This window comes from Shewanella sp. MBTL60-112-B2 (genome assembly GCF_019655055.1).
In the GTDB taxonomy this organism is placed as follows: domain Bacteria; phylum Pseudomonadota; class Gammaproteobacteria; order Enterobacterales; family Shewanellaceae; genus Shewanella.
Map to the genome: position 1 here is coordinate 59,088 of NZ_BPFA01000028.1, position 12,087 is coordinate 71,174.

A 12,087-nucleotide genomic window follows, 5' to 3' on the forward strand; every position below is an offset into this window, starting at 1 on the left:
TTTTTAAATGCTCAGTTTCCCCTTAAGGCTTCACGTATAACCCTGCATTAACGGAAGTTTTCCATCACCTTGTAATACATCATCCCCAGTGCTAAAGCTTGATTACCAAACCATTCATTGAGTGGAATGCGGTAATGGGACATCTGTGCAAACAAATCAAACTCTTGTAACTCTCCAGCTACGGCATTCGCCATAATTTCGCCCATAATATGCGATGTTGACACACCGTGGCCCGAATAACCTTGGCAGTAATACACATTGGGTGACACTTTCCCTAACTGAGGGATCCGATTAAGCACAATTCCCGCCATCCCCGTCCAACCAAACTCAATATCGACACCTTTAAGCTGTGGAAAGGTGCGCTCAATGGCAGGTCGTAACTCGGCTGCTACGTCTTTGGAATCTCGTCCCGAATAATTGGTGCCACCGCCGAACATCAACCGATTATCAGCAGTTAAACGATAATAATCGAGCACGAAACGAGTGTCGTATACAGCAACATCTTTGGGAATTAAACTCATAGCCAGTTCTGGCGACAATTGGGCTGTAGCACAGTTACCCAAGGATGCAGGAAACAACATGCCGCGTAATTTTTTACGGGCTAATTTATGGTAGGCATTACCCGCTAAAACAACGCGACTCGCCACGACTTTACCTTTAGCCGTCGTCACCGTTGCTAAAGCACCATCGTCGATGTCTACAACGGCAGAGTGTTCAAATATTTGAGCCCCTAGGCTCTGGGCAGCTCTCGCTTCCCCAATGCATAAATTAACTGAGTGCAGATGCATATTGCGCTTATTAAGTAGTCCACCGTGGTATAGAGGAGTATCAATGTAATCGGCTAATTCCGATTTATTGAATATCGCCAGCTCATCTTCCATCCCTCTCAAACAGGCTTCGGCATAGGTTCTTTCAAGCTCTTTTAAATGACTCGCCTTGTAGGCCGTATGTATATGCCCATGTTTTAAATCGCATTCAATATTATATTTTTTTACTCGTTGTTTAATGATCTCATGTCCACGCCAACGCATATTCCACACATACTGCTCAGCATCACTGCCTATTTTGGATCTAAGCTGTTTTGTCATCGCCTCGTCACCAGAAAGGCTGCCCGTAACTTGACCGCCATTACGACCTGTTGCGCCCCAAGCAATTTTATTAGCTTCGAGCAAGGCGACCTTATAACCTTTCTCTGAAAGCTCTAACGCCGTGGCCACACCTGTAAAGCCTCCACCCACGATCACAACATCGACGCGAATCTCCCCTTCTAGCTCTGGATAATCGGTTTCAAGATTAATTGTGGCGTTATAATACGAATTGCAGCGCGGCTCAGACATCTTCATTCCTTTTGAGTAATCTGTTACTTCTTGTTTTATATTTTTTACACATTTTCAATTTTGTTCAGTATATCCATCTAGCTAGACAGGTCAAGGCCTGAAAAAAGCAATAATTCAAAATAAAAAATTCATAATCTTTATAAACCCATAGCCACTAAATGATTGCAGATGTTTTGAGTAACTCGGTTAGCTACAGTCACTTGTCTAGACAGATTTCAGCGACTATCTTCAATAGTGAATATCTTCGCTATCAAATACTCAATTGCGTGTTTTTGAAAGTAAACCTCGGAGCGTCCAACGACTTCGATAACAATTGCAATAACGATTGAATGACAAAGGAAAGTGATATGAAAAAACTTGGTTTCGCACTCATAGTGTTAGCACTAAGCGCTTGTGCCTCTTCCCCTGCGACCTGGAAAGGCATGTCAGAGAGAGACATTGCGGCATGGAAAGATATTGGCTTTAATGCTGAGCAAGCGCAGGCTTGGAAAGGCGCAGGTTTTAATGCTGAGCAGTCTAGCGGCTGGGCAAAGGCAGGATTTGATTTAGAAAATGCCCAGGGCTGGAAAAACCAATCCTTTAATCCAGAAGAAGCCCAAAGCTGGAAGACGAGTGGTTTCGATGTTGAGACGGCTGTCGAATCTCGAGATCAAGGGCTTACACCAGTCAAAGTTGAATAATCCCCCCTTCATCATAAAGGCACTGTAGATTTTGTGCCTTTATGGTTCTGGTGCCTTTGAGCAAGTTATTTTTTTCTCACTAGGCTAGAGATTAACGCCCTTAAAGCTGCAGGCTTAACCATTTTAGCCATATAGTGATACCCGCGGCGTTGCATATCGTCTATCAGCTCTTTTTGGGTGTTGGCAGTGATCAAAATACCTGGCAGGTGTTCTCCATACAGGTTTCTAATTCCATCCATGGCATCAACACCGTTTTGATCGTGATCCAAGTGATAGTCGGCAAGGATAATATCTGGAGCAACCCCTTTTAACCCAAGTTTGATACGCGCATCCGCCAGGTCACTAGCACATATAACCTCACACTGCCAACGGCTCAATAAACTCTCAAGCCCTGCTAGAATTGCCTCTTCATTATCGATACACAGCACCTTCACTCCCGCTAGTGGCTGTAATAATGAAGGCTCTTTTTTAGGTTTAGGTGCTGTATTCTCTTTACCTATTGGTACTCGTATTGAAAACATCGAGCCTTTACCCAGTTCAGAGCTGACATTGATCTCATGGGATAACACTCGACTGATCCTATCTGCAATCGCTAAGCCTAACCCCAAACCACTTACACTCTTGCTTTCAGGGTTATCTAGGCGTTTAAATTCTTTAAAAATCTCTGAAGTTTCACTTTCATCGATACCACAACCTGTGTCGATAACTTGGATCTCTAGTTCATCACCACGGTGTCGGCAACCTAATAATACGCGATTCCCCTTGGCGTACCGGTAAGCATTGGTCAGGAAGTTTTGTAGAACGCGTCGAAGCAGGCTAGGATCTGAATTAATGGTTACCGAGCTTGAAACATAGTTAAATTTGATTAAACAATCTTTAGACATGGCATCGAACTCAACTGCTAAACCATCGATTAAGTCTGCAATAGCAAAATCACGGCGATTAACTTCTACCATATTAGAATCGAGCTTGGAGATATCCAATAGATCGGTAAGCAACTCTCCCGCGATTTTCAGTGAGCTGTTTACATGATTTAGGGTGGTCTTTCCCTCTTGGTCGAGATTTGGATATTGCGCTAAAGAGGCGGTAAACAGCCTTGCAGCATTTAAAGGCTGCATTAAGTCATGACCCACTGCAGCCAAGAAGCGGCTTTTGGAAGCATTGGCCATTTCTTCTTGGGCCTTAGCCTCAAGCAATTTGCTATTGAGCATAGATAGCTCGTAAGTACGCTCTTTAACTCTTGCTTCGAGTGTTTCGTTTGCTTGCTGCAGCGCCTTTGCTTGCTGACGATATTGGGTAATATCAGTAAAGGTCATAACAAAACCGCCGCTGGGCATGGGGTTTCCTTGGATCTTAATGACCTTGCCATCTTTGCGTTGCCGCTCAGACACGTGTGGCGTGCCATTACGCATATGCTGTACTCGTTTTTCAACTTGCGACTCTATGTCTCCCACACCACAAAAGCCTCGCGCAGCATTGAAGCGCACCACATCACTTATAGGCATTCCAGCTTGGAGGAAATGCTCCGGATAATTATAAAGCTCGGCGTACTTATAGTTCCAAGCCACCAAGTTGAGATCTTTATCAACCACACTCATGCCTTCATAGGCATGCTCTATGGCGCCACGTAGCATATCTTGGCTTAAGATAATCTTTGATGATGCTTCATCGACTAAGCTAAACACTTCATCTAGGGCTAAATCACGTCCTTGAAGCACAGAATCAAGTACTAAAGAGGCGCTAGAAGCCCCTAGTACCCCAGCTAACATATGCTCAGTATGGGCGATTAACTCTGGTGGCGCAGCCTTATGCCAACTGTCACTTTTGACCGCATCTTCTGAAAAAGTCGAAAAACTCTCATAGGCACGTGTAGGACTAACAAAGCGACTGGCTAAAATAAGTAAATCTTGCTGTGAAACTGGGGTGCTCTTACGATTAATATCCTTCTTAAGTTGCCCAGGGGTTACAAACGCGCTGGCCTGCATTCGCTCTGCTACACCAGCTCTAAACCAAATAGAGCCCAACATATAACAAGCGCAGTTTGCTAATAAGGCAATGAGAATGTCGCGCACATTAGGCGTTATCGATTCAAGTAGTACAAATTCTGAAGACACTATCGTCGGCGAGTTCACCACACCTTGCAATAGAATGTAGCACCAACAACTAAAACCGACCGCCAGCCCTAAAAATACACCGCTGCGATTACCATGCTTCCAGTACATACCACCAATAAGCGCTGGTGCTAACTGAGCAAAAGCGCCAAACGAGAGCATTCCCAGCGATGAAAGCGAGTCATTGTCCATAAATGACAGGTAGCTAAAGTATCCTAGCCCCAAAATCAACACGATAGCCAAGCGCCTAGCATTAAGCAGTAACTGAGAAAACTGGCTAAAATTTTTCTCTCTTATCTGACCAGTACGCAGCATTAACGGCACTAACCACTCGTTACTCACCATCACACTTATAGTCACGACAGCGACAATCACCATGCCAGTTGCCGCTGAAAGCGTACCTAAGAGTGCGACAACCGCAAGCCAAGGTTGATTAAGCGCTAAGGGAAGGTTTATCACATAAGTATCGGCGGCGACGGCGTCCCCCAATAAAAGCTGCCCAGCTAATGCTAATGGCGCAACGAATATGCCAAACAATAATAAGTAGAGTGGAAACAACCAGCGTGCTTTAAGTATAGTGCGCTCATTTTCGCACTCCACCATCATTACGTGAAACTGGCGCGGCATACACAGAAAAGCCGCCATTCCCACTAGTAACTCAGGCATAAGTGACTCTAAGCGAATATTAGGTTCGCTAATTAAGTCTCGCTCAGTGGCTTGTTGCCAGATATCGCCAAAGCCATCAAACACACCAAAACTAATCACAATTCCTACCAGCAAGAACGCTCCAAGTTTTACTAAAGACTCAAAGGCAATGGCTAACATCATTCCAGGATTATGTTCAGTTGCGTCAAGTTTACGAGTGCCAAACAGAATGGCAAAAATAGCCAAGACAGCCGTGATAATGAGTGAGACCTTAGCCCCATCGAACAACTCACCATCGGGCTGAAAAAGGTTAAGGCTAAACACCATGGCTTTAAGCTGCAATGCGATATAAGGCATGATCCCAAACAGGGCAATAAAAGTAACGATTGCGGCGAGAAGCTGTGACTTGCCATAGCGCGCGGCAATAAAATCCGCAACAGAGGTGATGTTCTGCGCCTTAGAGACGATCACCATCTTGCGTAGTAAGCTAAAACCAAACGTAAAAATAAGGATGGGGCCGATAAAGATAGGCAGAAATGACCACAGATCTTGAGCGGATTGGCCAACTGTCCCTAGAAAACTCCATGACGAGCAGTATACGGCAAGACTTAACCCATAGACCCAAGTTTGAATTCGTTTAGTGATCCCACCAAACCAGCGCTCCGCCCCCCAAGCGATGAGAAACAGCAGTAACACATAAACAATGGCAATGGTGCCAACCAACACGGTCAAGTTCATAGGGTTCTCTTTTTTTAATTCTATTTTGCGGTAAAAAACGAACGAAATCCAGCCGAATTAAAATTACAACCACCTAAAAAATAAGGACATTTAATTACTAGACCAAGGTCTAATAGAGAAATAGCCCTCTCCCAATCCATACTCAGCTTACGCATTATTAGATAAGGGAAGCCCAATGAGCACGCAGTCTCTCTATAAAGTACCAAGTGAAATCGCTGCAAACGCACTTGTAAACGATGAACAATATAAAAAAATGTATCAGGAGTCGATTGTAAATCCTGAAGGTTTCTGGAGAGAACACGGTAACCGTATCGACTGGATCAAACCTTTTACTAAGGTAAAGAAAACCTCATTCGATGACCACAACCTGTTTATCAAGTGGTTCTATGACGGCACGCTCAACGCATCCGCCAACTGTTTAGACAGGCACCTTGAAAACAATGCCGATAAATTAGCGATTATCTGGGAAGGTGATGATGCTAAAGATCAACGCACTCTGACCTACGGCCAGCTTCACTCAGAAGTGTGTAAATTCGCCAATGCACTTCGTAGCCAAGGCGTGCGTCGAGGTGATGTCGTAACGGTTTATATGCCTATGGTGCCAGAAGCTGCAGTAGCAATGCTTGCTTGTGCCCGCATTGGTGCAATTCATTCCGTTGTGTTTGGTGGTTTCTCACCGGATTCCATTGCTTCTCGCGTCATTGATGGTAACTCAAAAGTGGTTATCACTGCCGATGAAGGCGTTCGAGCCGGCCGGAACATTCCTCTAAAAGCCAATATTGATGAAGCCCTTTCTCACCCTGATGTCGATTGCGTTGAAAAAGTCATCGTGATGAATCGAACTGGCGGCGATATCAATTGGGTTGAAGGACGTGATATTTGGTGGGAGTCTTTAATGGAGACCGCATCAGAGCATTGCATCGCAGAAGAGATGGGCGCTGAAGATCCGCTATTCCTGCTCTATACATCGGGCTCGACTGGTAATCCTAAAGGTGTGCTTCATACCACTGGTGGTTACATGGTTTATGCGGCCATGACCCATGAATATGTATTCGATTATAAAGAGAATGAAGTTTATTGGTGTACGGCCGATGTAGGCTGGATCACTGGCCACTCTTATATGGTTTACGGGCCGCTTGCTAATGGCGCCACAGTCCTTATACACGAAGGGGTTCCAAATTATCCAAGTCCTGCCCGACTCGGCGAAATGATTGATCGCCATAAGGTGAATATTCTTTATACCGCTCCAACGCTTATCCGCGCACTGATGGCTGAAGGTAAAGAGCAATTCGAAGGATTTGACGGCAGTTCACTGCGGATCATGGGTTCTGTAGGGGAACCCATTAACCCTGAAGCTTGGCGCTGGTACAACGACGTTATTGGCCATGAGAAATGCCCAATTGTTGATACTTGGTGGCAGACTGAAACTGGTGGCATCTTGATTAGCCCGCTTCCTGGAGCTACAGATACTAAACCTGGCTCGGCGACTCGTCCATTCTTTGGCGTACAACCGGCTCTTGTCGATAATATGGGTAATATCGTCGAAGGAGCTAACGAAGGTAACTTAGTTATCTTAGATTCTTGGCCAGGTCAGATGCGTACAGTATTTGGCGATCATGATAGATTTGTGCTCACCTACTTTAAGACTTTTAGAGGCATGTATTTTACTGGCGATGGTGCTAAACGTGATGAAGATGGTTACTACTGGATCACTGGCCGTGTCGATGATGTGATTAATGTGTCGGGCCACCGCTTAGGTACAGCTGAAGTTGAAAGTGCACTGGTTGCCCATGAGCTGGTTGCCGAAGCTGCGGTAGTCGGTTACCCCCACGATATTAAGGGCCAAGGTATATACGCCTATGTCACCTTGACTAAAGGCTCGGTAGAAACTGAAGAGCTTCGTCAAGAATTAAGACAGTGGGTGCGTAAAGAGATTGGCGCTCTGGCGACTCCAGATCTTATCCAATGGGCTGGCGGCTTACCTAAGACACGTTCGGGTAAAATTATGCGTCGTTTCTTACGTAAGATTGCGGCTAATGAAGTTACTAACTTAGGCGACTCATCTACCCTCGCAGATCCTGCGGTAATCGATACCTTGATTGAGACACGTCTTAACCGCACTGAATAATCCAGTGATACCAAGTAAAAGTTCTATTGTTTGACCTCCCCTAGCCCCTCAATGAGGGGCTTTTTTTTGCCCTGTATTGCATTTGAATATGCCATAAACAAGATCCGTTAATATTTTACTTATCGCATCATCACAAATATGGGATCATCTCAATCATAAACACGTATTCAATTAGGTTCGTTTAGTGCAACTGAGAGATTATCAGCAGCAATCTGTTGACGCCGCCATCAGTCATTTTAAATCAAGTCCTGACTCAGCCGTTCTTGTACTGCCAACTGGTGCAGGTAAAAGTATTGTCATTGCCGAGTTGGCTCGGATCGCCAAAGGGCGAGTACTCATTCTCACGCACGTTAAGGAGCTAGTGGCTCAAAATGCCGAAAAAGTCGGCTTGTTGACCACCAAAGCAGAGATCTATTCGGCAGGGTTAAACCAAAAATCAACTGGCGGTAAGACCGTTGTCGCCAGTATCCAATCCGCTGTAAAGCAACCAACTCAATTTGATGAGCCATATAGCTTGGTCATTATCGATGAATGCCATAGGGTTAGCCCAGATAAAGACAGCCAATATCAGCAACTATTAACTCATTTAAAATCAAAAAATAGCCGCATCAGATTACTAGGGTTAACCGCAACCCCATACCGCTTAGATTTAGGTTGGATTTATCGTCACCACTATCACGGTAAGGTAGGCAATACTGAAAAACCGGTGTTTGAAAAATGTATCTTTGAGCTGCCTATGCGCCCACTCATAAAGCAAGGATTCTTAAGCCAACCAAAGATGTTTGATGGCCTCAGCGCGCAATATGATTTTAGTGAGCTAACGGCCTCGCCTACTGGCGAATATAATGAAAAAGAAGTCAACTCGATTCTCAACCATTGTGGCCGCGCAACCACTGCTATCGTTAAACAATTAATAGCATTAGGTGCTCACCGCCAAGGGATTATTATTTTCGCAGCAACCGTCAAGCATGCTGAAGAAATTGTAGCCAAGCTTGAAGGTGAAGCAGTTGCACTTATCACCGCAAACACGTCACGAGAAGATAGAGACTCGTTAATCGGTGCGTTCAAAGCAAAGAAGATCAAGTTCCTCGTCAATGTTGCTGTTTTAACAACAGGTTTTGATGCACCTCATGTTGATCTTATTGCTATATTGCGCCCTACCGCCTCTGTAAGCCTTTTTCAGCAAATGGTTGGCCGAGGGCTAAGAATCGATAACAATAAAGATGAGTGCCTTGTGATTGATTATGCGGCCAATGGATACGACCTATTTTTCCCTGAAGTTGGACAACCGAAACCCAATAGCAAATGCAAGCCAGTGCAGGTACACTGCCCGATATGCGATTTTGCCAATATTTTTTGGGGCTTAACCGATAATGATGGCGATATTATTGAGCATTTTGGCCGCCGGTGTCAGGCGCTCATAGAAACAGATGGCCGAAAACTGCAATGCGATTTTAGATTTCGCTCTAAGTCTTGTCCAAACTGCGGAGAAGAAAATGATATCGCCGCTAAAGTCTGCCAGCATTGTCAGTCTGTTTTAGTTGACCCCGATAAGCGCCTAAAAGAAGTTCTACAGCAAAAACATCACCACCTGTTTAAGTGTCAAAGTATGTTGCTTGAGCCAGAAGCTGATCGTTTAGTCGTACGCTATATCGATCTCGATGGTAATGACTTCTGCCGTTATTTCAAAATGCAAACCCCGGCACAGATCCGAGCGGTTTTTGCATTGTTCATTTTTCCTCACTGTCGTACTCCAGGTATAAAACATAAGAAATACCAAACACCTCAACAACTGTGTGACGACCAATCTCTCTTTAGGAAGCCTGATTTACTACTACTAAAAAAAGGAAAGAAAGGCTGGGATTTGATGGAAACAATATTTGATTATAAAGGCCGATATCAAACCGAAAAATCACATTTTGAGTAAAAAACAGTAAATCGATTAACACGAATTTAAATATCGATTAGAACAATTGCAATCGCTATGATATAAAGTGTTCAAGCTAAAACTGAGGAAGCTATCATGTTTGTTGTAATTTTCGGTCGTCCAGGTTGTCCTTATTGTGTTCGTGCAGTACAAGTTGCTGAGCAACTCACAGAAAAGCGCGATGACTTTAAATTTAAGTACGTAGACATTCACGCTGAAGGGATCAGTAAAGCTGATCTAGAGAAAACAGTAGGTAAGCCTGTGGAAACTGTGCCACAAATCTTCGTTGATCAAGATCACGTTGGTGGCTGCACTGAGTTTGAACAATATGTAAGAGAAAACGACTTAATGCCTGCAGCATAAGTTTCATGCTCAGTTCATTATAAAAAAAGGAGGCCAAGGCCTCCTTTTTATTAGGGTAAATTAACTAAAGCACATACTTCATCGAAAATATCACTCGATTTAACTCACCATCCATACCATTCTCTTTGGTGTTCTTCGCGTACATGTACTCAACACCTACCGTTAACGGCTTTACTGGCGAATAAAGTAGGTTAATATAACCAGAGTAAGAATCTTTATTTACATTATTACCTATTAAGTCAATGTTGTTCTCAGCCTTGAAGCCAGAACCTGTAATGCTCGTTCTCCATTTATCGCTCCACCAATGACGATATGAGATATAGCCACCGTATGACTCAATTGTTTCAATATCACCAGTAGCATTCAGTACACCAGCATTAACATAGTTAAGTGCCATATAGCGGCCCAAACCTTCACCATAGGTTGCTGACATCTTAATATCATCTTGGCCTACTGGAATCACGCCCGTGAAGCTCACACCATAGCCAAACTCAGAAGAATCGATAGGATTTGCAGTATCCTTATCCTTTTCAACATTTAACTGACGTGCAATACCTGCAAACGTAAAGGCCATACCGCCTTCCGTTTTCATGTTATAGCGCGCTACAAAATCAGGTACCATGCCGCTGCCACTAGTAATGCGACTGCCAGAAACATCTCTATAGCCATTCACTGTCGTTTCAGGGTTCTCAGCTGAGAACTGGAAGCCGCCATTGGTGTATCTCACCATCGTTTGACGCACAAACGGCGTACCTTCAGCAGCACCAATAAAATCTAAGTTCTCTGGTAATGCGCCAGGATTTTGGAAAGTGGTCCACATTTGGCCAGCTGCCCAATTATCAAAACTGACGAATGCTTGTCGAATACGTGGCGAGTAACTATTCGATACTCGTTCATTACCGTCGGTATGAGTCATAAAATCCAGCTCAATAAAACCTGTGAGCTTATGACCATCTAGATCTGTGGAAGACTTGAAGTTAAAGCGCGATTCCCTTGCCTGAAAATCAACAACCTGCTTACCATTGCTTGGATCGCCATATATCGTACCAGGTACATAAAACTGTCGTGATAGACTACCTGAGCCTGGTGCACCGTTGCTGTAATCACTAAACATTACATCGGCCTTCACATAACCACCAAACTTAAACTCGGTATCAGCCTGAGCACTAAAACTCACCGCTGCAATTGTTGCTGCTAAAACTGTTAACTTTGTATGTTTCATTCCCTTTCTCCCAGATATTTTTATTATCTATACAAAATATGACCGAAGTAACAATTCGACAACATTAGCAATAGGTCTATCAGACCAAGGTAGAACACCAAATACTAATTAATCATATATGCATTTAACGATTAAAATATTAGTAAAGAAATATGCAAAGTGTTAATTTTGTTTTAGTTTATCGTAAGTAGCCACCACCTATTAACCCCTTACTCGCACAAGCCCAATCGAACCAAACCCCACAAAAGCTATTAAATACAATGGATTACAGAAAATACAAACTCTAACTTTTCTTTTGACACGAATCTGAAATCTTAATGTCACACTAAAAATTAATTTTAATCATTTTCTTAAAGCCAGCTGATAATTAGACAGTTTCTTTCCAGAACATGCTTCCCCTCTTAAATAAAACACACTTGAGCTAATTAGATTTCAAACTAAGCTACAGCGAAGAATATCTCTCTGCACCGCTTTAAGAAGCCTCAATCATTACTATCTATACCTAACTAAACTATTTCGCAAATGACTTTAATCCATAAGCCGTAGAACTCTTACAATCGCAATCGAAATAAATAAAGCCTGTAAACTTAAAATGGCTGGGGCTGTTTGAAAAAGCTATCTCAGGGAGTGAATAGGAAATGCTGAGTAATGACGCGGCTGAACCTCCGACCAATGTGATAGTTAAGGGTAAAGCCAACTGCATGATCTATAACAAACGTGACTGAGCTTAATAGCTAATTCTGATTAGCCAGATAATTTTCAATTTTATTAGGGAGTATTATTAGAGAGTATTACGAGGAATGAACAAGAAGTGGTGGGCTGTGAAGGATTCGAACCTTCGACCAATTGGTTAAAAGCCAACTGCTCTACCGACTGAGCTAACAGCCCCCTTGGGTATTGCTTTCTACTTCTTTAGCCACTTGTAGAAAAGTGGTG

General features: G+C 43.5%; 7 protein-coding genes and 1 tRNA gene. 4 read left to right on the forward strand and 4 right to left on the reverse strand.

From position 1 onward, the window contains the following. Nucleotides 1-47 precede the first annotated feature (47 nt). Nucleotides 48-1,337 carry an FAD-binding oxidoreductase gene (locus tag K5Q73_RS16375; protein ID WP_220761566.1) on the reverse strand — a complete coding sequence of 430 codons (1,290 nt, stop codon included), beginning with the start codon at nt 1,335-1,337 and terminating at the stop codon, nt 48-50. Nucleotides 1,338-1,684: 347 nt separating this feature from the next. Between K5Q73_RS16375 and K5Q73_RS16380 the strand changes: the two genes are divergently transcribed. Further along, a complete protein-coding gene (locus K5Q73_RS16380; protein ID WP_220761568.1) occupies nt 1,685-2,017 on the forward strand; it encodes a hypothetical protein in 333 nt (110 codons plus the stop codon). A gap of 65 nt (nt 2,018-2,082) precedes the next feature. On the opposite strand, the gene K5Q73_RS16385 is transcribed toward K5Q73_RS16380, so the two are convergent. Next, complete coding sequence (locus K5Q73_RS16385) at nt 2,083-5,511, reverse strand: PAS domain-containing hybrid sensor histidine kinase/response regulator (RefSeq protein WP_220761570.1); 3,429 nt, start codon at nt 5,509-5,511, stop codon at nt 2,083-2,085. A 175-nt stretch (nt 5,512-5,686) separates the two neighbouring features. Here K5Q73_RS16385 and acs point away from each other — a divergent pair, with 175 nt between their 5' ends. The 3 genes from acs to K5Q73_RS16400 all read left to right on the forward strand — a co-directional run bounded on the left by acs (nt 5,687) and on the right by K5Q73_RS16400 (nt 9,929). After that, nucleotides 5,687-7,639 (forward strand): acetate--CoA ligase, encoded by a 1,953-nt coding sequence (gene acs / locus K5Q73_RS16390; protein WP_220761573.1) that lies wholly within the window; start codon nt 5,687-5,689, stop codon nt 7,637-7,639. Nucleotides 7,640-7,823: 184 nt separating this feature from the next. After that, nucleotides 7,824-9,566 carry a DEAD/DEAH box helicase gene (locus tag K5Q73_RS16395; protein WP_220761575.1) on the forward strand — a complete coding sequence of 581 codons (1,743 nt, stop codon included), beginning with the start codon at nt 7,824-7,826 and terminating at the stop codon, nt 9,564-9,566. Nucleotides 9,567-9,662: 96 nt separating this feature from the next. Beyond that, nucleotides 9,663-9,929: a GrxA family glutaredoxin gene (locus K5Q73_RS16400; RefSeq protein ID WP_220761577.1), complete on the forward strand. Its 267-nt coding sequence runs from the start codon at nt 9,663-9,665 to the stop codon at nt 9,927-9,929. 64 nt (nt 9,930-9,993) lie between these two features. On the opposite strand, the gene K5Q73_RS16405 is transcribed toward K5Q73_RS16400, so the two are convergent. Continuing rightward, the gene (locus K5Q73_RS16405; RefSeq protein ID WP_220761578.1) at nt 9,994-11,151 is read right to left on the reverse strand and encodes a DcaP family trimeric outer membrane transporter; all 1,158 of its coding nucleotides are present in this window, start codon (nt 11,149-11,151) and stop codon (nt 9,994-9,996) included. Nucleotides 11,152-11,963: 812 nt separating this feature from the next. Next, nucleotides 11,964-12,039: transfer RNA gene (locus K5Q73_RS16410), tRNA-Lys, on the reverse strand. Nucleotides 12,040-12,087: the final 48 nt, after the last annotated feature.

Bases quoted from the DNA above. Each gene is read 5' to 3' on its own strand.
- K5Q73_RS16380 (WP_220761568.1), top strand. From the start codon at position 1,685: ATGAAAAAACTTGGTTTCGCACTCATAGTGTTAGCACTAAGCGCTTGT.
- K5Q73_RS16400 (WP_220761577.1), top strand. From the start codon at position 9,663: ATGTTTGTTGTAATTTTCGGTCGTCCAGGTTGTCCTTATTGTGTTCGT.
- K5Q73_RS16375 (WP_220761566.1), bottom strand. From the start codon at position 1,337: ATGTCTGAGCCGCGCTGCAATTCGTATTATAACGCCACAATTAATCTT.
- K5Q73_RS16405 (WP_220761578.1), bottom strand. From the start codon at position 11,151: ATGAAACATACAAAGTTAACAGTTTTAGCAGCAACAATTGCAGCGGTG.
- acs (WP_220761573.1), top strand. From the start codon at position 5,687: ATGAGCACGCAGTCTCTCTATAAAGTACCAAGTGAAATCGCTGCAAAC.
- K5Q73_RS16385 (WP_220761570.1), bottom strand. From the start codon at position 5,511: ATGAACTTGACCGTGTTGGTTGGCACCATTGCCATTGTTTATGTGTTA.